This is a genomic window from Pseudomonas zhanjiangensis (assembly GCF_041027545.1).
GTDB classification, from domain to species: Bacteria; Pseudomonadota; Gammaproteobacteria; order Pseudomonadales; family Pseudomonadaceae; genus Aquipseudomonas; species Aquipseudomonas zhanjiangensis.
In genome coordinates this window covers 428,856-449,567 of the sequence record NZ_JBFTEG010000002.1, presented here as the reverse complement: position 1 = coordinate 449,567, position 20,712 = coordinate 428,856, and the positions used below count along the sequence as shown (strand labels likewise).

The following is a 20,712-nucleotide window of genomic DNA, read 5'->3' as shown; positions in this document are numbered from 1 at the left end:
TTCTACTGGGCAATCGTCTGCTTGGGGGCGATTGCCCGGCATCACTCAGGCGCGGCGCAAGCCCTGCTCGGCGATCTCCTCGCGGGCGCCGCGCAATTGCACGGCATCCTGGTTCATGCGCTGGATCACATTGAACAGCTGCTGCCTGAGCAACTCGTCGCCGATGCGCTCGGCGGCGCGCATCACTGCCACCGCCGCGGCCTCGTTGTTGGCCGCCACCTGGTCCAGGGTCTTGCAGATAGTCCTTGTGGCCCGGCTCATCTGAGCACTCCTGTCGAATTCGAGTGGGCACTCTAGGGCGGCTTCGTTGCCTTTTTATGTCAGTGCGCGGCAGGGGCGGGATGGGAGTCTGCCTCTGCGGTTAAAATGCGCGGCAACGCCTTGCCGAAACCGAGCCATGCACCCAGACGCCATCGCCACCCTGCAACACCAGCTGACCACCGCCCTGAGCGGCGCTCCCGATGAAGTCCGCCGCCTGTTCCACGGTCGCGGCCGCTGCTGGCCGGGGCTCGAGCAGATCACCGTCGACTGGCTGCAGGGCGTGGTCCTGGTCGCGCTGTTCCGCGAGCCGGACGCCGCAGAACTGGCCGCCCTCAAGCGGATGCTGCTGGCGCTGGCCGAGTCGCCGGCCTGGCGGCAGAGCGGGGCGCAGCACCTGCTGTTGCAGCACCGCTACCGGTTGGACAGCGCCAGCGAATTCCTGCTCGGCGAGCCGCTGGAGGAGTGCCTGGTGACGGAAAACGGTCTGCGCTTCAAGCTCGACCTGGGACGCAAGCAGAACACCGGCCTGTTCCTCGACATGCGCCATGGCCGCCGCTGGGTGCAGGAACACGCGCGAGGCAAACGGGTGCTCAACCTGTTCGCCTATACCTGCGGGTTTTCCGTGGCGGCCATCGCCGGCGGCGCCGAGCAGGTGGTCAACCTGGACATGGCCAAGGCGGCGCTCAATCGCGGCCGCGACAACCACCGGCTCAACGGCCATGACCTGAGCCGGGTCAGCTTCCTCGGCCACGACCTGTTCAAGTCCTGGGGCGCGGTGAACCGTGGCGCGCCCTATGACCTGATCATCATCGACCCGCCGTCGTTCCAGAAGGGCAGCTTCGCCCTGACCAAGGACTACCAGAAGATCCTCCGCCGCCTGCCGGACCTGCTGAGCGAGCAGGGCACGGTGCTGGCCTGCGTCAACGACCCGGCGATCGGCCCGGACTTCCTGATCGAGGGCATGGCCCGCGAGGCGCCGGCGCTGCAGTTCGTCGAGCGCCTGGATAACCCGCCGGAGTTCCCCGACATCGACCCGGACAGCGGCCTCAAGGCGCTGGTCTTCGCGCGGCATCCGGAAGGCGCCTGAGGTACTCCGCCGGTCCGACCTCCCGCCCTCGCCATTGTCGGAAAAGCCGTCCTGATTTACTGTATATGTATACAGTTTAATTGAGGGGTGGCCGCCATGGGCCGTCATGTTTTTCCAGCCTGCGCACGGGGCCTCGGTCGATGGGTGCGGTGATCGCCCTGGAGGCGCTGCTGGACCAGCGGCGCGTCTGGAAGGGCCGCCAGGCCGCAGTGCCGGCGAGTGTCCAGCCGACCGGCCATGCCGCGCTGGACGCGCTGCTGCCGACCGGCGGCTGGCCGGAGTCGGCGCTCAGCGAGATCCTCTGTGCCGCCGAGGGCTGCGGCGAGTTGCGCCTGCTCTGGCCGACCCTGGCCCGCCTGAGCGCCAGCGGCGAGCGCATCGTCCTGGTGGCGCCGCCCCATGTGCCCTATGCGCCGGCCTGGCAGGCGGCCGGGGTCGACCTGCGCGCCCTGGCGCTGATCCAGGCGAGCGGCCGCGAGGCGCTGTGGGCCGCCGAGCAGTGCCTGCGCTCGGGCAGCTGCGGCGCGGTGCTGTGCTGGCTGCCCCAGGCCGACGACCGCGCCCTGCGCCGCCTGCAGGTCGCCGCCGAAACCGGTCAGACCCTGGCCTTCGCCTACCGGCCGCTGGCGGCCGCGTTGAATCCGTCGCCGGCGGCGCTGCGCCTGGCCGTCGAGGCCCGCCCGGCGCAGCTGCGCGTGCTCAAGTGCCGCGGCGGCCTGGCGCCGGCGGCGCCGCTGCCGCTGGCCGCATTGGGCTGAAGACGATGCGCTGGGCCTGCGTACTGCTGCCGCAGCTGGCGCTGGATGCGGTGCTGCGCGGTCGCGCCGACCCCGACGCGCCACTGGTGCTGGTCGATGGCAGCCCACAGCGCCGGGTGCTGCGCGCGGTCAACGGCGCCGCCCGCGCCCTCGGACTGCGCCCTGGCCAGTCGCTGAGCGCGGCCCAGGCCCTGAGCCGCGACTTCGCCATGGTCGAGTACGAGCCGGCGCAGATCGAGCGCTGCCAGCGCTTCCTCGCCGCCTGGGCCTATCGTTTCAGCGCCCAGGTCAGCCTGCACTACCCGCGCACGCTGCTGCTGGAGGTCGAGTCCAGCCTCGGCCTGTTCGGTCCCTGGCCCCGCTTCGAGGCGCGCCTGCGCGAGGAACTGGGCGCCCTGGGGTTTCGCCACCGCATCGTCGCCGCGCCCAACCCGCTGGCGGCGCGGATGCTGGCCAATGCCCACGACGGCCTGGCGCTGGCGACCCAGCCTGAGCTGGAGGAGGCCCTCGGCCGCCTGCCGGTCGAGCGCGCCGGCCTGCCCCGCGAGCAGGCCAGCGCCCTGGCGCGCATGGGCCTGCGCCGACTGGGCCAGGTCCTGGCGCTGCCGCGTGACAGCCTGGCGCGGCGTTTTCCGGCCGAAGTGCTGGGGCACCTGGATGGCCTGCTCGGCCGCCGCGCCCTGGCGCTGGACTTCTATGCACCGCCGGAGCGCTTCGAGCAACGCATCGAGCTGAACTACGAGGTGGAGTCGCATCCGCCGCTGCTGTTTCCGCTGCGCCGGCTGACCGCCGACCTGGCGGCCTTCCTCGCCGGGCGTGACTGCGGCGTGCAGCGCTTCTGCCTGCACCTGGAGCATGCCGAGGGCGCCGCCAGCCAGGTGCAGGTCGGCCTGCTCAGCGCCGAGCGCGAGGCGGCCATGCTGTTCGAACTGGCCCGCGGGCGCCTGGAGCAACAGCAACTGGGTGCTCCGGTGCGCGGCCTGCGTCTGAGCGCCGAGCAGCTGCCGCGCTTCGTCCCCGAGCACCGCCCGTTGTTCGACGAGCGCCCGCAGCAGGCGCTGCCCTGGGAGCAGCTGCGCGAGCGCCTGCGTGCACGCCTGGGTGACGAGGCGGTGCACGGCCTGCAGGCGCTGGCCGACCACCGCCCGGAGCGGGCCTGGCAGGCGGGCGAGGCCGCGCGCCTGGCACCGCCAGCGGCGAGCCCGCCGCGCCCCGGCTGGCTGCTGCGCCAGCCGCTGGCGCTGGGGGAGGGGACGCCACGCCTGCTCGCCGGCCCCGAGCGCATCGAGTCCGGCTGGTGGGACGGCGCCGACCTGCGCCGCGACTATTACCTGATCGAGACGCCCGCCGGCCAGCGTGGCTGGGCCTACCGGCCGGTCGGCGCCAGTGGCCCCTGGTGGCTGCATGGCTGGTTCGCATGAGCGGCGCCGGGAGCGGCTATGCCGAGCTGCACTGCCTGTCCAACTTCAGCTTCCAGCGCGGCGCCTCCAGCGCCCGCGAGCTGTTCGAACGGGCCAGCCGGCACGGCTACGCGGCCCTGGCGATCACCGACGAGTGCAGCCTGGCCGGTATCGTGCGGGCCTGGCAGGCGGCCAGGGAGTGCCAGCTGCGGCTGATCGTCGGCAGCGAGCTGCGCATCGAGGGCGGGCCCAAGCTGGTCCTGCTGGCGGAGAACCTCGCCGGCTACCAGCGCCTGTGCCGGCTGATCAGCCAGGCCCGGCGGCGGGCGAGGAAGGGCGACTACCGCCTGCTGGCGGAGGACTTTCTTGAGCCTTGCGACGGCCTGCTGGCCCTGTGGGTTCCCCCGGCCGAGCCCGACCCGGCACAGGGGCGCTGGCTCGCCGAGCGTTTCCCCGGGCGTCTGTGGCTGGCGGTGGAGCTGCACCGCGGCCCGGACGATGCCGGGCGCCTGGCGCAATTGCTGGCGCTGGCCGCCGAGCTGGACATTCCGGCGGTGGCGGCCGGCGATGTGCACATGCACGCCCGTGGTCGCCGCGCCCTGCAGGACTGCCTGCGCGCCATCGGCCAGCATTGCACCCTGGCCGAGGCCGGCCAGCGCTTGTATCCCAACGGCGAGCGCCACCTGCGCCCTCGCGCGGTGCTGGCCGAACTCTATCCGCCGGCGCTGCTGGCCGAGACCCTGCGCATCGCCGCGCGCTGCCGCTTCGAGCTCGGCCAGTTGCGCTACCAGTACCCGCACGAGCTGGTGCCGGCCGGGCAGACGCCGAGTACCTGGTTGCGCCAGCTGAGCGAGCAGGGCATGCGCTGGCGCTGGCCGGACGGGGCGCCGGCCAGGGCGCGCGAGCTGGTGGACAAGGAGCTTGAGCTGATCGCCGAGCTGGGCTACGAGAGCTATTTTCTCACCGTGCACGACATCGTCCGCTTCGCCCGTAGCCAGGGCATCCTCTGCCAGGGCCGCGGCTCGGCGGCCAACTCGGCGGTGTGCTTCGTCCTCGGCATCACCGAGCTGGACCCGGCGCGGATGAACATGCTGTTCGAGCGCTTCATCTCCCGCGAACGCAACGAGCCGCCGGACATCGACGTCGACTTCGAGCACGAGCGGCGCGAGGAGGTGTTGCAGTACGTGTTCCAGCGCTACGGCCGCCACCGCGCGGCGCTCACCGCGGTGGCTAGCTGTTACCACGGCGCCGGCGCGGTGCGCGACGTGGCCAAGGCCCTCGGCCTGCCGCCGGACCAGGTCAATGCACTGGCCGCCTGCTGCGGCCACTGGAGCGATCAGGCGCCGCCGCTGGAGCGCCTGCGCGAGGCCGGCTTCGACCCGGACAGTCCGCTGCTGCGCCGGGTGCTGGTGCTGACCGGCGAGCTGATCGGTTTTCCCCGCCACCTGTCGCAGCACCCCGGCGGCTTCGTCATCTCCGAGCAGCCGCTGGACAGCCTGGTGCCGGTGGAGAACGCGGCCATGCCCGGGCGCACCGTGATCCAGTGGGACAAGGACGACCTCGACGCGCTCGGCCTGCTCAAGGTCGATATCCTCGCCCTGGGCATGCTCAGCGCCCTGCGCCGCACCTTCGAGCTGCTGCGCCGCCATCGCGGCCGCGACCTCAGCCTGGCCAGCATTCCCGCCGAGGACCCGGCGACCTACGCCATGATCAGCCGCGCCGACACCATCGGCGTGTTCCAGATCGAGTCGCGGGCACAGATGGCCATGCTGCCGCGCCTGCGCCCGCAGTGCTTCTACGACCTGGTGATCGAGGTGGCCATCGTCCGCCCCGGGCCGATCCAGGGCGACATGGTCCATCCCTACCTGCGCCGGCGCAACGGCGAGGAGCCGGTGGACTACCCCAGCCCGGAGCTGGAAAGGGTGTTCCAGCGTACCCTGGGCGTGCCGCTGTTCCAGGAGCAGGTGATGGAGCTGGCCATAGTCGCCGCCGGCTACAGCCCGGGCGAGGCCGACCAGCTGCGCCGCGCCATGGCCGCCTGGAAGCGCCACGGCGGCCTGGAGCCGCACCGCGAGCGGCTGACCCGCGGCATGCTCGCGCGCGGCTACACGGCCGAGTTTGCCGCGCGCATCTTCGAGCAGATCAAGGGCTTCGGCAGCTACGGCTTTCCCGAGTCCCACGCCGCCAGCTTCGCCCTGCTGACCTACGCCAGCTGCTGGCTGAAGTGCCACGAGCCGGCGGCCTTCGCCTGCGCCCTGATCAACAGCTGGCCGATGGGCTTCTACAGCCCCGACCAGCTGCTGCAGGACGCCCGCCGCCACGGCATCGAGATTCGCCCGGTGGACGTCTGCAGCAGCGACTGGGACTGCAGCCTGGAGCCGACCGGAGCGGCGCAGCCGGCCATCCGCCTGGGCCTGCGCCTGGTCCGCGGCCTGCGCGAGGACGATGGCCGGCGCATCGAGGCGGCTCGGCACGAGCGGGCCTTCAGCGACGTCGCCGACCTATGCCGGCGCGCCGGCCTGGACGGGCGCGCCCGCGCGCTGCTGGCCGACGCCGGAGCCCTGCAGGCGCTCAGCGGCCATCGCCACCAGGCGCGCTGGGCGGTGGCCGGGGTCGAGGCGCCGGCACCGCTGTTCGCTGACCTGCCGAGCGCGGACGAGGGCCAGGTGGCGCTGCCCTTGCCGAGCGTCGGCGCGGACCTGCAGGCCGATTACGCCAGCCTCGGCACCACCCTCGGTCCGCATCCGCTGGCGCTGTTGCGCGAGCAGCTGACCGGTCGGCGCTGCCGCAGCTCACGCGAGCTGACGGGCGTCGAGCACGGCCGCCTGGTCAGGGTCGCCGGCCTGGTGGTCGGCCGCCAGCGCCCGGGCACCGCCAGCGGGGTGACCTTCGTCACCCTGGAGGACGAGCACGGCATGATCAATCTGGTGGTCTGGCGCGACCTGGCCGAGCGCCAGCGGCGGGTACTGGTCGAGTCCCGGCTGTTGCTGGTCGAGGGTCACCTGGAAGCGCAGGACGGCGTGCGCCACGTCATCGCCGGGCGCCTGGGCGACCTCAGTTCGCTGCTGGCCGGGCTGGACGTGCGCAGCCGGGATTTTCGCTGAGTGGGACGGTCACTTGCGGAGTTGGCAGCCAGACCCTGGTTGCGGCAGCTGGCGATCCGTTGCGCTCGCTCGCAAAAGCGGGTGGACAAGCAAGCGTTGTCCACCCTAGCTAGCCATCGAGCCCGCGTAGGCCGGAAGGCCACCCCGTGGCAAACCGCGGAGCCTTTCACCGCTGCGGCCCACCTGGCTACCTCGTGCTTCAGAACCAGCGGTCGTCGCGCTTGCGCCGCCGGCTGGTCAGGGCCGGCAGGATCAGGCCGAGGAGCAGGCCGGCGCCGGCGATGCCGGCGCCGTACACCAGGTAGCGCATCAACAGCTGGTTGTTCTCGTCGCCCAGGCGCGCCTGGGTGGTGCGCAATTCGGACTGGGTGGCGCTCAGCTCGGCGTTGAGCGCCTGGCGCTGGGCCTGCAGCTCTTCGATCAGCGCCTTGCGCGAGTCGAGGGTTTCCTGCATGCCCTGGACGCGGGTCTTCCAGTTGTCATCGATGGTCTTGAGCCGCTCGTCGAGTTCGGCGACCTGCTGCTCCAGTTGCGGCAGGCGCTCGCCCTGGCCGGGCATCTCCTGCAGGTCGCTGCTGGGAATCCACACGCTGTCGCCGGACTCGCTGCGCACCTGGCTGTAGTTGCCCTGGGTCTTGAGCAGTTCGACCTTCTGCCCGGACTTGAGGGTGCCGACGATGCGGTAGCCATCGGTCGGGCCACTGCGCACGTAGGTGCTCAGGGTGTCGCTGACCCAGCGTTCGCTGCTGGTGCTCTGCTGGGCCTGGACGGAGCTGCAGAGGACGAGCAGGCCACCGAGCAAGCCGGCGACCAAGGGCTGGGGGCGGAAGAGACGGGAGAGGGGCGTGGCGATTTGACGAGATAGAGGCATGGGGACTTCACATAGAAAGAAGGGATGACGCTCCAATGGCGACTGATCGGTGAGTGGGCCTATAGCCTGGTGGCGCCGCTGGGGGGCCTTGCCCGTCCTGGGGCCGGTCCATGACCGCATGCGCCAGCGCTAATGCCCGTCAGGTGACAGACAGTGGCTGGCGCGCGGGGTTCACTCCGGTGTGGCTGTTGCTCGGCCCGCGGCATTCGGCCGCGCCCGTTGCTGGCCAGCATCTATGCTGATTCTTGAGGGGGAAACTTCCACCAATCCCTAGCTTGAGGGACCTATCATGAAAATGCTGCTGACGGTCGAGTTCCCTCTGGAACCCTTCAACACCTTCGTGCGAGACGGCACCATCGGGCCGAAGATCGAGCAGGTACTCGAGGCCATCAAACCCGAGCAGGCCTACTTTACCGAGCAGGATGGCGCGCGCGGCGCCATCCTGCTCGTCGAAGTCGGGCAGGCATCCGCAGTGCCGAAACTGGCCGAGCCGTTCTTCCTGGTGTTCCAGGCCACTTGCAGGTTCCGCATCGCCATGAGCGCCCAGGACCTGCAGGCGGCCAACCTGGAGGCCCTCGGTAAGCAATGGGGGCAGATCGTCTGAACCGAGCGGCCGGGGACGCCGTCCTCCGGCCGCGCCGTTGCCACGCGCGAGCGTGCGCGCATTGGGCGATCTAGTCGGGCGACGCCTTCTGCCACCGTTGCTCGACTGCCTGCCATTGCCTGTCCGATAGCCATTCATCCGCCAAGGGGAAGAAGATATTTTCTTCGCTGTCCAGGTGGTCGTAGTACTTGAGGATGTAGTCCTCGACGTAGGTGGCTATTTCCTCGGGCGACAGGCTGGAGTGTTCGAGCGCCCTGAGTTGTTTGGCAATGCGCTCGAAACCCTGGTGGTCGCGCTCTATGTCCTGCACGCGGTGATGCACGGGCGCGCGGGTGGCCAGTAGCTGCTCGCGAATCAGTTCTTCATTCTGGTGGTGGCGGCTCTCGGCCTGGCCGTGCAGGGATTCGAGCAGCTTGAACAGCCGCTCGCGATCGGCGGCGTCGCAACTGCCGTTCTTGAACTGGCCGAGCAGCTTCTTCAGCTGGTCGATGGTGGCGGAAATATCATGGTGGTAGGCGTGAAGTTCCTCTAACAAGGGATGCATGCTCAGTCCTCGCGAATCTTAGCCTTGGTGCCTTTGGCTAAAGCTTAGGTCAGTGCCGGGCAAGCTTTGCTGAAACTGATGGAATACGCGTGCAAGGTTTTCCGCCATCGAGTGGCCGTGGGCCGCGACGGCGAAAGCGAATATCCGCAACTTTATGCAAGCGCCGGCCGTGGCGGCGGCGCAGACTTCCGGCATCCACTGGGAGTCGTGCGATGAACCTGTCGTTGTACCTGTTGACCGTACTGATCTGGGGCACCACCTGGATCGCCATCAAGTTGCAGATCGGCGAGGTGGCCGTTGCCGCCTCGATCGCCTATCGCTTCGCCCTGGCGGCGGCGGTGCTGTTCGTCGTGCTGTCGCTCAGCGGCCGCCTGCAGACGCTCGACCGACGCGGTCAGCTGATCTGTCTGGTGCAGGGGTTGTGTCTGTTCTGCATCAATTTCCTGTGCTTCTACACCGCCAGCCAGTGGATCCCCAGTGGCTTGATCGCGGTGATATTCTCCACGGCGACCCTGTGGAACGCCTTGAACGCGCGGCTGTTCTTCAAGCAGAAGATCGCCGCCAACGTGCTGGCCGGTGGCGCGCTGGGCCTGAGCGGGCTGGGCCTGCTGTTCTGGCCGCAGCTGGCCGACCATGCCGCCAGCCGCGAAACCCTGCTCGGCATCGGCCTGGCCCTGCTCGGCACCCTGTGCTTCTCCGCCGGCAACCTGCTTTCCAGCCTGCAGCAGAAGGCCGGCCTCAAGCCGTTGACCACCAATGCCTGGGGTATGCTCTATGGCGCGCTGATGCTGGTGGCGATCTGCCTGTTCAGCGGCACGCCGCTGACCTTCGAGTGGAGTTCGCGCTACGTCGGCTCGCTGCTTTACCTGGCGATTCCAGGCTCGGTGATCGGCTTCACCGCCTACCTGACCCTGGTCGGGCGCATGGGACCGGAGCGGGCAGCCTACTGCACGGTGCTGTTCCCGGTGGTGGCGTTGAACATCTCGGTGTTCATGGAGGGCTACCAGTGGACCGCGCCGGCATTGCTGGGGCTGGTGCTGGTGATGCTCGGCAACGTGCTGGTGTTTCGCAAGCCCAAGCCGCTCGCACCTCTGGCGCCGGGCTACAAACAAGCCTGAGCCGGTGGTCGGTGCCTACTCGACGATCCAACGGACCATCTGTGCCTGCTCATCATCGTCGCCGAGCATGTGGGTGACGAACGACTGGTCGATCTTCAGCGAGTCACGCGGCAGCTTCTGCAGGCGGGCCTAGGAGCAGCCGGCCGATCGGCGCCCTCACGCCGCGGGCGTCTGGTGGCGGAGCTGCTAGTGGTTGGCCGGATCGTCCGCCGGGTCGTGGTAGTCGATGCCCCAGGGGCCGGTGCCATGCAGCTGCAGCACGGCTTCATCGGCATGGGTGCCGGCAATCATGGACATTCCCGCCGGAATGATGACTGTGTCTCCGGCCTCATAGGTCGTGGCGGCAGCAGGGTCCGACTGGTCGCCGATGCCCAGGTAGAAGTTGCCCGAGATCACGGTCACCCGCTCGGTCGTGGGGTGGGTGTGCATGCCGATGGTCGAGTTGGCCGGCAGCTTCAGGCGTATGGTGAAGGGGGCGGCCGATTTCAGGTCGCCTTCAATCACCGTGATCATCGCGCCGGGCCCCACCGATGGGGCGGCAGACCATTGCAGTTCGGATGCCTTGGCGGCGATGAGTGCGGGCTCTTCGGCCGAGGCGACAGGCGCCAGCAGCGATCCGCTCAGCACGGCCAGGGCAATGGCTAAGTGTGGCAAGGGACTCATCAGAGTGTCCTCCTGTTAGGGGCCGAGGGCCCGATCCGGACAGAGGTCGTGCGCCAATCAGGCATGCCGAAGCGCACGGCGCGGTCGAACCCTACTGATGACGGTAGTCGAGGGGCAGCGTGGAGTTATGCCCGTTTGGAACAGGCTTAAAACACCTGGACATGAGCAGTTTTGCGCATTTTCGGCTTAGTAACGCAGCCGGCAGGCCGTATCGCCAAGGGGCATTTGCTGAAGACGGCTCAGCAACTGGCCAGCGGTTACCAGTCTTGCCGGCCGCAGTGGACAGCCGCCTGCGGCCAGGGCTTCGGCCAGCCAGGTGTTGCAGGTGCGCAGCAGCGAGTAGCGGCCCTTGGCGCGGTAGAAGCGGCTGCCGATGAACAGGCCCGGCCCCAAGTCGGTCGGCGTGCCCTGTGCCGAGCGGCCGAAGCTGGCGACGACGAAAGCCAGCAGTCGCCGGTAGCCCGCCTCGCTCAGGCGGATCTCGACGACCTCGCCGCCGGACAAGCCTCGGGGCGTGCCATCTATCGGCTGGACATGCAGCGCCGCCGGCGTCGGTCGCAGCAGCGCGCGTAGCGCCAGCCCCAGGCTCGGCTGTGGCGTGCGGTAGAAGTCCTCGTCACCCCAGCCGATCTCGACCCAGTCGCCTGTGGCGAAGGTCTCGGCCAGCGTCGGCAGCGCCCGAGCCAGATCGGCGCGGGCGATGAGCAGGCCGGCGTGCAGGCCGTGGTTGACCAGCAGCACGCTGTGACCGGCGCCGGCCACATCACCATCTGCTGCAGGCCCTGGCAAACCGGCGCAGCCGGACAAGCCGAGAAGGAGCAACAGCAGGGCGACAGGACGGGGCATGGAACGGCTCGCGCGGTGGGCTGCCGCGACAGCATAGCGCTAGCCGAGGCGCCTGAAGACTCGCTCGGAAAACAGCAGCCGGGCAAACAGCGGGTAGCACAGGTAGTGCAGGGCGAACAGCAGCAGACCCATCGGGCTCGGCTCGTCCTTCAGCGCCATCAGCGCCAGCAGGCCGAGATAGAGCAGGCCGAGCAGGCCGCCATAGAGCCAGAGCAGGCGCCGCCGCTCGCCAGGCGAGGGCGCGCGGCGCTGGCGCCAGGCGAAGCACAGGGTCATTGCCACCGCGGCCAGGCTGGCCACGAGCAAAGTGGCCGGCAGGCCGCCGAGCCTGGTCAGGCTGCGCAGCAGCAGATTGAGCAGGATCACGGCGACTATCCCGCCGATGGCGTAGCGGTGCATGGCGACGCGAGTTGTTTCCACAGGCTGCTCCGGAGCGCGCTGGCTAGAGTGCTCGATTCAGGCCAAAGCGTTTCTTCAGCACCGCCTCCAGCAGGCCCTTGGGTATCAGCGTAGCCAGGAGTGGCAAAGCGCGGCTGCCATTGCCCAGGCGCAACAGGCGCGGGCGTCTGCGGCGCTGCACGGCGGCGAGCAGCTCGCCGGCGAACCGGCTGGCCGGGGTCGGGTTGTCCTGCGAGGCCCTGGCGCGGGCGCGTATGCCTTCGCGCAGCGGCCACCAGGGCGAGCCAGCGGCGATCAGTTGCTCGGCCTCGCAACTGGCATTGGCGCCGAAGCGCGAGGCGATGGCGCCCGGCTGCACCTCCATCAGCTCGATGCCGAAAGGCGCCAGCTCCAGGCGCAGGGCGTCGGACAATGCATGCACCGCGGCCTTGGAGGCGCAGTAGGCGCCGGCGAAGGGGGTGACCAGTACGCCGGAAACGCTGCCGATGTTCACCACCAGGCCCTTGCTGCGGCGCAGCAAGGGAAACAGCGCACGGGTGATGCCGACCAGGGCGAACACATTGGTCTCGAATTGCCGGCGCAGGGCCGGGACTCCGCCATCCAGCAACGGCCCCATGGCGCCGTAGCCGGCATTGTTGATCAGCACGTCGAGGCCCCCGGCCTCGACGTTCAGGCGCTCGGCCAGGTGCTCGGCGGCCTGGGCGTCGTTGACGTCCAGTGCCACCGCGGTAAAACCGGCGGCCTCCAGTGCCGCGAGATCCTCGGCCTTGCGGGCGCTGGCCCAGACCCGGTAGCCGGCCGCCTGGAAGGCGTCGGCCAGGGCGCGGCCGATACCGCTGGAGCAGCCGGTGATGAGAACACTGGGGGCGGTCATGGGCTCTTCCTTGTGCGGGTCAATGGGCGAAGCTGCCCTGCAGGCGCTCGGCGCGAAACTCCAGGGTGCTGGGGCGGTAGCCGCTGCGCAGGGTCGGCAGCGGCAGGCAGTCCTGCCAGGTCGCACCGGGCAGCAGATCTCCCGGGCCACGGTAGCGCGGCGACTCGTAGAGGCGCTCGGCCAGGTTGATGCGGTCGCCGGGGCGGTAGGCGGCGATCTGCCAGTGCAGTTGGACCAGGGCCGCGTCGCTGCCGTTCTTCAGGGTCAGCGCCAGCGGCAGGTTGGCCGGGCAGGTCTGCGGATCGTAGACCAGGCGCAGTTGCAGGTGCGCCAGGTGACGCTCCTCGCGGCTCTCTTGCCAGAGCACCCAGCTGGCGACCAGGCCGAGGCCGATCAGCGCGGCCAGGGTGATCGGCAGGGCCTTGCTCGGGTAGCGGATCAGCAGGACCAGCCAGCTGAGGATCAGGATCGCACCGAATAGCATGCAGTGGGCCTTGTTGGTCGCAGACTGATTCATCCTACACAAGGCGGCGCCAGCCGGCATGCCGCCGCGCAAGATGCCCGGGGCTTCAGCCCTCGGAATGATCGCGCAGAAACACCAGCTTGTCGGGCCGGGACTGCTCGGCCGAATAGCGATAGCCCTGCTCGTCGAAATCCTTGAGCGCCTCGGGGTCGCGCAGGCGTTGCTTGATCACGTGGCGGGCCATCAGGCCGCGGGCCTTCTTGGCATAGAAGCTGATGATCTTGTACTGGCCGTTCTTCAGGTCCTTGAACTCGGTGTCGATGATCCTGGCGTCCAGGACCTTGCGCTTGACTGCGCCGAAGTACTCGGTGGAGGCCAGGTTGAGCAGTACCCGGTCGCCCTGGGCGGCCAGGGCCTGGTTGAGCCAGGCGCTGATGCGCTCGCCCCAGAAGGCGTAGAGGTCCTTGCCGCGCGGGTTGGCCAGCTTGGTGCCCATCTCCAGCCGGTAGGGCTGCATCAGGTCCAGCGGGCGCAGCACGCCATAGAGGCCGGAGAGCATGCGCAGGTGCTGCTGGGCGAAGTCGAAGTCGTCCTCGCTGAAGTCCTCGGCCGCCAGGCCGGTATAGACGTCGCCCTTGAACGCCAGCAGCGCCTGCTTGGCGTTGTCCGGGGTGAAGTTCGGGGTCCAGCTGCCGAAGCGCGCGGCGTTGAGGCCGGCGAGCTTGTCCGACAGGTGCATCAGCTCGGCGATCTGCGCCGGGGTCAGGTCACGCAACTGACCGATCAGGTCCTGGGCATGATCGAGGTGCTCGGGTTGGGTGTAGCGTTGGGTCACCGGCGGCGTCTCGTAGTCGAGTGTCTTGGCCGGGGAAATCACCATCAGCATGGGGGCTGCTCCTGAAAGTCTGGGGGCGATTCTAGGCCGAGTCGGGGGTAGGGCTCCACCTATTGGGCCTATTGCTTGACCCCGGCGTCATGATGGCGGTGTAGTCTGGTCGGGAGCAATCAGCCAAGGAGCCGCGATGAATCGCTGTGACCATTCGCGCTGGGAGCCCTCCCACGACTACCGTCCGCTGGAAACCGGCAGCGAGCGCCAGGCCTGGCTGGTCACCGCGTTGACCGGCGCGACCATGCTGGTGGAGATCGGCGCCGGCTATGCCTTCAACTCCATGGCCCTGCTCGCCGACGGCTGGCACATGGCCTCGCACATGCTCGCCATTGGCCTGACGGCCCTGGCCTATCTGCTGGCGCGGCGTTATGTGAACGACCGGCGCTTCGCCTTCGGCACCTGGAAGGTCGAGGTACTGGCCGGATTCGCCAGCGCCGTGCTGTTGTGGGTGGTGATCGGCCTGCTGGCCGTCGAATCGATCTGGCGCCTGTGGCGGCCGCAGGCCATCGCCTTCGATATGGCCCTGGTGGTGGCGGTGATCGGCTTGCTGGTCAACCTGGCCTCGGCCTGGTTGCTGCGCGAGCAGGATGGCCATGGCCATGGTCACGGTCACGGTCACGGTCATGCTGGCCACGACCACGACCACGACCACGACCACGACCACGATCACGATCACGACCACGACCACGTGGCGCCGGCAGCGGGGCGCGACCTCAACCGACATGCCGCCTTCGTGCATGTGCTGACCGATGCTTTGACCTCGGTGGCGGCGATAGTCGCGCTGCTCGGCGGGCTGTTGTGGGGCTGGGGTTGGCTGGACCCGGTGATGGGGCTGATCGGCGCGCTGATCATCGCATTCTGGGCCAAGGGCTTGCTGGTCGATACGGCCAAGGTGCTGCTAGACCGTGAGATGGACAGCCCACTGGTGACCCGGGTGCGGGCCCGTCTGCTGCAGGAGCCGGACACCGAAGTGGCCGACCTGCACCTGTGGCGCGTCGGTCGTGTGCAATATGCCTGCATCGTCAGCGTGGTGACCCACGGCGAGGTCTCGGCGGATCGCTACAAGGCCCGGCTGGAGGGGATCGACGAGTTGGTGCACCTGACCGTCGAGGTCAATCGCTGCGTCGAGGAAGCGCATCGAGGGGCGGGCTAGCGGCAGATATTTTCGGCTGGAGCGGCGGGGTTGGACTTCTGACTGTAACGGGGCTGAGACGGGTCGCCAAGCGCTATCTGTCGCACCGACGAATAAACCGGTAAAAGCGGAAAAAAACGTTTTTCTGTCATCTTTTTTGGAGTATCTAGGGTCTTAAGACCGCCGAACCCTGCAGACAGGTGGCGGCCACTGGCCCATACCCTGTATGCAGTTTCTCAGTTCCCCTCTGAGACCTCGGCGGCACTTCGCGGCGGAGCGCTGCCCAGGCATTCCGTCGCTTGGCTCCTAGAAGAAGGTGACCGAGTATGGAAGATCACGGACGCTTCAAGCCCACCGCTCCAACCCTCTACGCTCTCGACACCAACGTACTGATTCACGATCCCAACGCGTTGCTGAACTTTCAGGAACACCACGTTGCCATTCCGATGACCGTACTGGAGGAGCTGGACAAGCTGAAGACCGGCAAGGCCGGGGTCGCCGCCGAATGCCGTCAGGCTATCCGCCTGATCGACCAGATCCTCGGCGGCGCAGCGCCCGATGAAGTGGAGCTGGGCGTGCCCATCCAGCGCGAGAAGAGCGGGCCCTGCGGTTTCCTCTCGATCCTGATGAGCAAGAGCGCTTCGCCGTCTACCTGGCTACCCGAGGACCTCAACGACAACAAGATCATCAACCAGCTGGTCGAGCTGAAGTCGCGGCGTCCGGACGTGGCCGTGGTGCTGGTGACCAAGGATATCAACATGCGCCTGAAGGCGCGTGCCTGTGGCATCGAGTCGGAGGACTATCACACCGACCAGTTGGTCGACGACGTGTCCCTGCTGTCCAAGGGTTATCACAGCATGGAGGGCTCGTTCTGGGATCGGGTTAGCACCGTCGAGACCCGCCAGGACCACGGCCGTACCTGGCACCGGGTGCAGCTGACCGACAACCTGCCGGCGGTGCATATCAACGAGTTCATCGTCGACGAGCAGGGCTTCGTCGGCTGGATCAAGGGCATCGAGGCCGACGAGCTGTTGATTCTCGACCTGCATCAGGAGCCGCTGATGCACCAGGAGGCCTGGGGCCTGCGTCCACGCGACGTCTACCAGTCGCTGGCGCTGTTCGCCCTGCTCGATCCAGATATCCACCTGGTCAACCTGTCCGGCGCGGCCGGCTCGGGCAAGACCATCCTGGCCCTGGCCGCCGCCATCGAGCAGACCATGGTCAGCAAGCGCTACCGGCGCATCATCGCCACCCGCAGCGTGCAGGGGCTGGATCAGGAAATCGGCTTCCTGCCCGGCACCGAGGCGGAGAAGATGGAGCCCTGGCTGGGGGCCATCACCGACAACCTGGAAGCGCTGCACATGGATGACGAGAATACCCACGGCAGCGTCGACTACATCCTGCAGAAGGTGCCGCTGCAGTTCAAATCGCTGAACTACATCCGCGGGCGCAGCTTCCAGCAGAGCCTGATCCTGATCGACGAGTGCCAGAACCTCACCCCGCACCAGATGAAGACCATCATCACCCGCGCCGGCACCGGCTCCAAGGTGATCTGCCTGGGCAACCTGGCGCAGATCGACACCCCCTACCTGTCGGCACCCAGCTCGGGGCTGACCTACCTCACCGAGCGCTTCAAGGACTTCCCCCACGGTGTGCACATCACCCTGCAAGGGGTGCCGCGTTCGATCCTGGCGGAGTTCGCCGAGAGCCATATGTAAGCGCAGGGGCGGGCACCCGGCCGAGCGGCCGGGTGCCCGCCTGGCATTGGCGGGTGCCGAAGTCCGAGTGCTGGGTTTACAATCGCCCGGAACCTGTCTGGAGCAACCCCGTGCTAACCCATCTCGATTCCCAAGGCCGCGCCAACATGGTCGACGTCAGCGACAAAGCGCCGACCGTCCGTGAAGCCGTGGCCGAAGCGCGGGTGCGCATGCGCCCGCAGACCCTGCAGATGATCGTCGACGGCGATCACCCCAAGGGCGATGTCTTCGCCGTGGCCCGCATCGCCGGGATCCAGGCGGCGAAGAAGACCAGCGACCTGATCCCACTGTGCCACCCGCTGATGCTCAGCAGCGTCAAGGTCGAACTACTCGCCGAGGGCGAGGATGCGGTGCATATCACCGCGCGCTGCAAGCTGGCCGGGCAGACCGGCGTGGAAATGGAGGCGCTGACCGCTGCCAGCGTCGCCGCCCTGACCCTCTATGACATGTGCAAGGCGGTGGACCGCGGCATGGTCATCGAGCAGGTGCGCCTGCTGGAGAAACTCGGCGGCAAGAGTGGCCACTTCAAGGCCGAGGACGAGCAATGATCCGTGTGCAGTATTTCGCCCGTTACCGCGAGGCCCTGGGCCTGGACGCCGAGCAGTTGAGCGACAGCCAGGCCTTTGCCACCCTCGACGACCTGCGCCGGCATCTGCTGGCTCGCGGCGGCGTCTGGGAAGTGCTGGCCGAGCAGAATCTGATGTGCGCGCGCAACCAGGAGCTGTGTGGCCTCGACGAGCCATTGGCCGAGGGTGACGAGGTTGCCTTCTTTCCCACCGTGACCGGGGGCTGAATATGGCCATCCGTGTCCAGCCGCAACCCTTCGACCCCGGCCTCGAACTCAACGCCCTGCACGCGGCGAACCTGGGGATAGGCGCGGTGGTCAGCTTCGTCGGCTACGTACGCGACTTCAACGAGGGGCGCGAGGTCGGCGGCATGTTCCTCGAGCACTTTCCCGGCATGACCGAGAAGTCCCTGGCCAGGATCGCCGAGGAGGCCGGGCAGCGCTGGCCGCTGCTGAACATCGAGATCATCCATCGCATCGGTCGCCTGGAGCCGGGCGAGCCGATCGTCTTCGTCGGCACCAGCAGTGCCCACCGCCAGGCAGCCTTCGATGCCTGCGCCTTCGTCATGGACTACCTGAAGACCCGCGCGCCCTTCTGGAAGAAGGAAGACACCGGCGATGGCCCGCGCTGGGTCGAGGGCCGGTCCAGCGACCAGGACGCCGCCGAGCGCTGGAACAAAGCCTAGCCGCAGGTCGGCCACGCGGCGTTGTCTCGCTCGGGCGCCGCCGCTGTTTTCCTTTCTCCCTCTGTCGGTCGCGCCGCATGGCGTTCGACCAGTGGTCGTGGCTGTCCGGTTGACGGGTTGTACATTTAAGTCCAGTATGGATTTTAAAGTACAAAAACGAGACCGGCAGATGACCCGTCCCCAGCTGACTTCCAGCTACCGCTTCTCGCTCGGGTGCAGGCCCGATGCGCCTTTCTTCTGTCTTGCAGTAAACCCCGGTATCCCGTTGCAACCCGGCCTTGGCCGGTGGCCGCGGGGTGCGTCACTCACTCAGCAGGAACCCTAACCATGAAGAAATTCGCCATTCTGGGCGGCCTCGCCCTGAGCCTGATCGCCACCAGCCTGTTCGCGGCGGACCGGCCGCTACGCCTGGGCATCGAGGCGGCCTATCCGCCGTTCGCGTTCAAGACCGCCGACGGCCGGATCGACGGCTTCGACCATGACATCGGCATCGCCCTGTGCGCCGAGATGAAGGCCGAGTGCCAATGGGTCGAGCAGGAGTTCGACGGTCTGATCCCGTCGCTCAAGGTCAAGAAGATCGACGCCATCCTCTCGTCCATGACCATCACTGAAGAGCGGCGCAACTCCGTGGACTTCACCGGCAAGTACTACTACAGCCCGGCGCGCCTGGTGATGAAGGAAGGCAGCACGGTGGATGCCGACTTCGCCAATCTCAAGGGCAAGCGCATCGGCGTGCAGCGCTCCAGCACCACCGACCGCTTCGCCAGCGCGGTGCTGGCGGCCAAGGGCGTCGAGGTGGTGCGCTACAGCTCGCAGAACGAGATCTACCTGGACATGATGTCCGGTCGCCTGGACGGCACCCTGGCCGACGTCATCCCGGTCAACGAAGGTTTCCTCAAGACCGACAACGGCAAGGGCTTCGCCTTCGTCGGTCCCTCGTTCACCGATCCGAAGTACTTCGGCGAGGGCGCCGGCATCGCCGTGCGCAAGGGCGACAAGGAGCTGCTCGGCAAGCTCAACGCGGCGATCCAGGCGATCCGGGCCAACGGCGAGTACCAGCGGATCGAGAGCAAGTACTTCGACTTCGATATCTACGGCGACTAGCGCCAGCGCGATAGCGTCGCGCACTGGACAGATGACGGCGAAGTCGACGGATCGACTTTTCCGTTTGTGCATCTATTCCGGCAGGTGGCCGGTTTTCACCCAGAGCAGGCAGCCCCGCTCACTGAACGGCGAGTGTTCGGCCAGGTGCGGATTGCGCAGCCAGGTACCGCTGGGATAGTCGCCGTGCTCGTCCTGCAAGCTGCCCTCAAGCACCAGGACTTCCTCGCCGCCCCGGTGCCGCTGGCGGTCGAGGCGGGCGCCCGGGGCCCAGCGCTGCAGGGCCACCCGCTCGCTGCCGAATTGGTGCAGCGGCATGACCTGCAGTCCGGGCACCGGGCCCGGTAGCCAGGTCGCGTGAGCGGTGTCGATGCGCACCGGCTGGCGATCTTCGGCGTCGAACTGATAGAGCTTGACCAGCAGCGTGCAGCCTTCGCGACTGAAGGGGGTATGCCGGGTGCCGATCGGGTTGCGTACGTAGTAGCCGGTCGGGTAGTCGCCGTGTTCGTCGGAGAACACCCCGTCGAGCACCAGAAACTCCTCGCCGCCGGGATGGCTGTGTTCGCTGAAGCTCGAAGCGGCGGCGTAGCGCACGATCGAGGTGGCGCGGGCCACCTCGTCGCCGATCCGGTCGAGCAGGCGCCGCTCGACCCCGGGCATGGGCGAGGGCAGCCAGGGACTGTCCTCGGAGCGCACGACCGCGCGCTGGGAAAAATCGGCATTGATGCGCATGGATCAACTCCTTGGGGGTTACGAATGCACCGGCCTGCTTACGCTCATCGCACCACTCAGCTCGCGGCCTGCACAGCCTTGAGCAGAGCCTCGGCGGTGGCCTCGGAGGACGCCGGATTCTGCCCGGTGATCAGCAGCCCGTCGATGGCCACATGGGCCTGCCAGTCCGGCGCCCGAGTGTAGTGGCCGCCATTTTCCTTGAGCATGTCCTCGACCCGGAAGGGCACGACCTCGGTCAGTTGTACGGCGGCCTCCTCGCTATTGCTGAAGCCGGTCACCCGCCTGTCGCAGACCAGCGGTTTGCCATCCGGGCGCTTGACGTGACGCAGTACCGCCGGCGCATGGCAGACCGCGGCGACTGGCTTGCCGGCCTGCAGAAAGGCCCCGATCAGGGCAATCGAGACCGGGTCTTCGGCCAGGTCCCACAGCGGGCCGTGGCCGCCCGGATAGAACAGCGCGTCGAAGTCCCGAGCATCGAGCTGGCTGAGTACAAGGGTGTTGGCCAGCGCCTCGCGCGCCTCGATATCTGCTTTGAAGCGTTCGGTGGCGGGCGTCTGGGCATCGGGCGCTTCGCTCTTGGGATCTATCGGTGGCTGCCCGCCCTTGGGCGAGGCCAAGGTGATGTGGGCACCGGCATCCTTGAGCAGATAGTAGGGCGCGGCGAACTCTTCCAGCCAGAATCCGGTTCTCGAACCGGTGTCTCCCAGTTGGTCGTGGGAGGTCAACACCAGCAGGATCTTCATGGCAGGTTCCTCGCGAAGTCAGGGGTCAATGGGGGAGCGCACCTATTAGCATAGTGGGGCGCCGCCAAGCGGATGGTTCCCCCATGGATCGAAGGTCGCGCAGTGCTCCATGGCG

The 20,712-nt window shown here is 67.9% G+C and carries 23 protein-coding genes; 12 read left to right on the top strand and 11 right to left on the bottom strand.

From position 1 onward, the window contains the following. Positions 1-45: 45 nt before the first annotated feature. Complete coding sequence (locus tag AB5S05_RS04625) at positions 46-261, bottom strand: hypothetical protein (protein WP_369286290.1); 216 nt, start codon at positions 259-261, stop codon at positions 46-48. A 136-nt stretch (positions 262-397) separates the two neighbouring features. Between AB5S05_RS04625 and AB5S05_RS04620 the strand changes: the two genes are divergently transcribed. The 4 genes from AB5S05_RS04620 to AB5S05_RS04605 all read left to right on the top strand — a co-directional run bounded on the left by AB5S05_RS04620 (position 398) and on the right by AB5S05_RS04605 (position 6,610). Continuing rightward, the gene (locus AB5S05_RS04620; protein ID WP_369286289.1) at positions 398-1,348 is read left to right on the top strand and encodes a class I SAM-dependent methyltransferase; all 951 of its coding nucleotides are present in this window, start codon (positions 398-400) and stop codon (positions 1,346-1,348) included. A gap of 140 nt (positions 1,349-1,488) precedes the next feature. Beyond that, on the top strand, positions 1,489-2,106 hold the full coding sequence (imuA, locus tag AB5S05_RS04615; RefSeq protein ID WP_369286288.1) for a translesion DNA synthesis-associated protein ImuA: 618 nt from the start codon (positions 1,489-1,491) through the stop codon (positions 2,104-2,106). Positions 2,107-2,111: 5 nt separating this feature from the next. Beyond that, positions 2,112-3,527 carry a Y-family DNA polymerase gene (locus AB5S05_RS04610; RefSeq protein ID WP_369286287.1) on the top strand — a complete coding sequence of 472 codons (1,416 nt, stop codon included), beginning with the start codon at positions 2,112-2,114 and terminating at the stop codon, positions 3,525-3,527. Next, positions 3,503-6,610 carry an error-prone DNA polymerase gene (locus tag AB5S05_RS04605; protein ID WP_369286286.1) on the top strand — a complete coding sequence of 1,036 codons (3,108 nt, stop codon included), beginning with the start codon at positions 3,503-3,505 and terminating at the stop codon, positions 6,608-6,610. The genes AB5S05_RS04610 and AB5S05_RS04605 overlap by 25 nt, the downstream gene beginning before the upstream one ends. A 199-nt stretch (positions 6,611-6,809) precedes the next feature. Here the strand turns inward: AB5S05_RS04605 and AB5S05_RS04600 are convergent, their stop codons facing one another. After that, positions 6,810-7,481: a TIGR04211 family SH3 domain-containing protein gene (locus tag AB5S05_RS04600; protein ID WP_369286285.1), complete on the bottom strand. Its 672-nt coding sequence runs from the start codon at positions 7,479-7,481 to the stop codon at positions 6,810-6,812. Between the two features lie 289 nt (positions 7,482-7,770). On the opposite strand from AB5S05_RS04600, the gene AB5S05_RS04595 reads away from it, so the two are divergent. Then, positions 7,771-8,085, top strand: coding sequence for a panthothenate synthetase (locus tag AB5S05_RS04595; RefSeq protein ID WP_369286284.1), 315 nt, complete (start codon positions 7,771-7,773; stop codon positions 8,083-8,085). 70 nt (positions 8,086-8,155) lie between these two features. Here the strand turns inward: AB5S05_RS04595 and AB5S05_RS04590 are convergent, their stop codons facing one another. After that, positions 8,156-8,629 (bottom strand): hemerythrin domain-containing protein, encoded by a 474-nt coding sequence (locus AB5S05_RS04590; protein ID WP_369286283.1) that lies wholly within the window; start codon positions 8,627-8,629, stop codon positions 8,156-8,158. Between the two features lie 212 nt (positions 8,630-8,841). Here AB5S05_RS04590 and AB5S05_RS04585 point away from each other — a divergent pair, with 212 nt between their 5' ends. Further along, complete coding sequence (locus tag AB5S05_RS04585) at positions 8,842-9,747, top strand: DMT family transporter (RefSeq protein WP_369286282.1); 906 nt, start codon at positions 8,842-8,844, stop codon at positions 9,745-9,747. A gap of 186 nt (positions 9,748-9,933) precedes the next feature. On the opposite strand, the gene AB5S05_RS04580 is transcribed toward AB5S05_RS04585, so the two are convergent. The 6 genes from AB5S05_RS04580 to yaaA form a co-directional block, all read right to left on the bottom strand. Continuing rightward, positions 9,934-10,410 (bottom strand): cupin domain-containing protein, encoded by a 477-nt coding sequence (locus tag AB5S05_RS04580; protein WP_369286281.1) that lies wholly within the window; start codon positions 10,408-10,410, stop codon positions 9,934-9,936. Positions 10,411-10,596: 186 nt separating this feature from the next. Beyond that, complete coding sequence (locus AB5S05_RS04575; RefSeq protein WP_369286280.1) at positions 10,597-11,256, bottom strand: DUF2459 domain-containing protein; 660 nt, start codon at positions 11,254-11,256, stop codon at positions 10,597-10,599. A gap of 39 nt (positions 11,257-11,295) precedes the next feature. Further along, positions 11,296-11,655 carry a hypothetical protein gene (locus tag AB5S05_RS04570; RefSeq protein ID WP_369286350.1) on the bottom strand — a complete coding sequence of 120 codons (360 nt, stop codon included), beginning with the start codon at positions 11,653-11,655 and terminating at the stop codon, positions 11,296-11,298. A 43-nt stretch (positions 11,656-11,698) separates the two neighbouring features. Continuing rightward, a complete protein-coding gene (locus AB5S05_RS04565) occupies positions 11,699-12,529 on the bottom strand; it encodes an SDR family oxidoreductase (protein WP_369286279.1) in 831 nt (276 codons plus the stop codon). Positions 12,530-12,548: 19 nt separating this feature from the next. Then, positions 12,549-13,013 carry a multidrug transporter gene (locus tag AB5S05_RS04560; protein WP_369286278.1) on the bottom strand — a complete coding sequence of 155 codons (465 nt, stop codon included), beginning with the start codon at positions 13,011-13,013 and terminating at the stop codon, positions 12,549-12,551. A gap of 85 nt (positions 13,014-13,098) precedes the next feature. Then, positions 13,099-13,878 carry a peroxide stress protein YaaA gene (gene yaaA / locus AB5S05_RS04555; protein WP_369286277.1) on the bottom strand — a complete coding sequence of 260 codons (780 nt, stop codon included), beginning with the start codon at positions 13,876-13,878 and terminating at the stop codon, positions 13,099-13,101. 136 nt (positions 13,879-14,014) lie between these two features. On the opposite strand from yaaA, the gene dmeF reads away from it, so the two are divergent. From dmeF to AB5S05_RS04525, 6 genes are all read left to right on the top strand, one after another. Further along, positions 14,015-15,034, top strand: a complete 1,020-nt coding sequence (dmeF, locus tag AB5S05_RS04550; RefSeq protein WP_369286276.1) for a CDF family Co(II)/Ni(II) efflux transporter DmeF — start codon at positions 14,015-14,017, stop codon at positions 15,032-15,034. 305 nt (positions 15,035-15,339) lie between these two features. After that, on the top strand, positions 15,340-16,731 hold the full coding sequence (locus AB5S05_RS04545) for a PhoH family protein (protein WP_369286275.1): 1,392 nt from the start codon (positions 15,340-15,342) through the stop codon (positions 16,729-16,731). Between the two features lie 110 nt (positions 16,732-16,841). Next, the gene (gene moaC / locus AB5S05_RS04540; protein ID WP_369286274.1) at positions 16,842-17,318 is read left to right on the top strand and encodes a cyclic pyranopterin monophosphate synthase MoaC; all 477 of its coding nucleotides are present in this window, start codon (positions 16,842-16,844) and stop codon (positions 17,316-17,318) included. Next, entirely contained in the window at positions 17,315-17,563 is a 249-nt protein-coding gene (locus AB5S05_RS04535) for a MoaD/ThiS family protein (RefSeq protein ID WP_369286273.1), read from the top strand. Before moaC ends, AB5S05_RS04535 begins: the two co-directional genes overlap by 4 nt. Positions 17,564-17,565: 2 nt before the next feature. Then, a complete protein-coding gene (moaE, locus tag AB5S05_RS04530; protein WP_369286272.1) occupies positions 17,566-18,021 on the top strand; it encodes a molybdopterin synthase catalytic subunit MoaE in 456 nt (151 codons plus the stop codon). Positions 18,022-18,348: 327 nt separating this feature from the next. Continuing rightward, positions 18,349-19,125 (top strand): ABC transporter substrate-binding protein, encoded by a 777-nt coding sequence (locus AB5S05_RS04525; RefSeq protein ID WP_369286271.1) that lies wholly within the window; start codon positions 18,349-18,351, stop codon positions 19,123-19,125. 72 nt (positions 19,126-19,197) lie between these two features. On the opposite strand, the gene AB5S05_RS04520 is transcribed toward AB5S05_RS04525, so the two are convergent. Continuing rightward, positions 19,198-19,854 (bottom strand): cupin domain-containing protein, encoded by a 657-nt coding sequence (locus AB5S05_RS04520; protein WP_369286270.1) that lies wholly within the window; start codon positions 19,852-19,854, stop codon positions 19,198-19,200. 56 nt (positions 19,855-19,910) lie between these two features. Further along, entirely contained in the window at positions 19,911-20,597 is a 687-nt protein-coding gene (locus tag AB5S05_RS04515) for a type 1 glutamine amidotransferase domain-containing protein (RefSeq protein WP_369286269.1), read from the bottom strand. Positions 20,598-20,712: the final 115 nt, after the last annotated feature.

What these genes read in the sequence shown, in the direction of transcription:
- AB5S05_RS04625 (WP_369286290.1), bottom strand. Translation starts at nt 261, where the DNA reads ATGAGCCGGGCCACAAGGACTATCTGCAAGACCCTGGACCAGGTGGCG.
- AB5S05_RS04620 (WP_369286289.1), top strand. Translation starts at nt 398, where the DNA reads ATGCACCCAGACGCCATCGCCACCCTGCAACACCAGCTGACCACCGCC.
- imuA (WP_369286288.1), top strand. Translation starts at nt 1,489, where the DNA reads ATGGGTGCGGTGATCGCCCTGGAGGCGCTGCTGGACCAGCGGCGCGTC.
- AB5S05_RS04610 (WP_369286287.1), top strand. Translation starts at nt 2,112, where the DNA reads ATGCGCTGGGCCTGCGTACTGCTGCCGCAGCTGGCGCTGGATGCGGTG.
- AB5S05_RS04600 (WP_369286285.1), bottom strand. Translation starts at nt 7,481, where the DNA reads ATGCCTCTATCTCGTCAAATCGCCACGCCCCTCTCCCGTCTCTTCCGC.
- AB5S05_RS04595 (WP_369286284.1), top strand. Translation starts at nt 7,771, where the DNA reads ATGAAAATGCTGCTGACGGTCGAGTTCCCTCTGGAACCCTTCAACACC.
- AB5S05_RS04590 (WP_369286283.1), bottom strand. Translation starts at nt 8,629, where the DNA reads ATGCATCCCTTGTTAGAGGAACTTCACGCCTACCACCATGATATTTCC.
- AB5S05_RS04585 (WP_369286282.1), top strand. Translation starts at nt 8,842, where the DNA reads ATGAACCTGTCGTTGTACCTGTTGACCGTACTGATCTGGGGCACCACC.
- AB5S05_RS04580 (WP_369286281.1), bottom strand. Translation starts at nt 10,410, where the DNA reads ATGAGTCCCTTGCCACACTTAGCCATTGCCCTGGCCGTGCTGAGCGGA.
- AB5S05_RS04575 (WP_369286280.1), bottom strand. Translation starts at nt 11,256, where the DNA reads ATGCCCCGTCCTGTCGCCCTGCTGTTGCTCCTTCTCGGCTTGTCCGGC.
- AB5S05_RS04570 (WP_369286350.1), bottom strand. Translation starts at nt 11,655, where the DNA reads ATGCACCGCTACGCCATCGGCGGGATAGTCGCCGTGATCCTGCTCAAT.
- AB5S05_RS04565 (WP_369286279.1), bottom strand. Translation starts at nt 12,529, where the DNA reads ATGACCGCCCCCAGTGTTCTCATCACCGGCTGCTCCAGCGGTATCGGC.
- AB5S05_RS04560 (WP_369286278.1), bottom strand. Translation starts at nt 13,013, where the DNA reads ATGCTATTCGGTGCGATCCTGATCCTCAGCTGGCTGGTCCTGCTGATC.
- yaaA (WP_369286277.1), bottom strand. Translation starts at nt 13,878, where the DNA reads ATGCTGATGGTGATTTCCCCGGCCAAGACACTCGACTACGAGACGCCG.
- dmeF (WP_369286276.1), top strand. Translation starts at nt 14,015, where the DNA reads ATGAATCGCTGTGACCATTCGCGCTGGGAGCCCTCCCACGACTACCGT.
- AB5S05_RS04545 (WP_369286275.1), top strand. Translation starts at nt 15,340, where the DNA reads ATGGAAGATCACGGACGCTTCAAGCCCACCGCTCCAACCCTCTACGCT.
- AB5S05_RS04535 (WP_369286273.1), top strand. Translation starts at nt 17,315, where the DNA reads ATGATCCGTGTGCAGTATTTCGCCCGTTACCGCGAGGCCCTGGGCCTG.
- moaE (WP_369286272.1), top strand. Translation starts at nt 17,566, where the DNA reads ATGGCCATCCGTGTCCAGCCGCAACCCTTCGACCCCGGCCTCGAACTC.
- AB5S05_RS04525 (WP_369286271.1), top strand. Translation starts at nt 18,349, where the DNA reads ATGAAGAAATTCGCCATTCTGGGCGGCCTCGCCCTGAGCCTGATCGCC.
- AB5S05_RS04520 (WP_369286270.1), bottom strand. Translation starts at nt 19,854, where the DNA reads ATGCGCATCAATGCCGATTTTTCCCAGCGCGCGGTCGTGCGCTCCGAG.
- AB5S05_RS04515 (WP_369286269.1), bottom strand. Translation starts at nt 20,597, where the DNA reads ATGAAGATCCTGCTGGTGTTGACCTCCCACGACCAACTGGGAGACACC.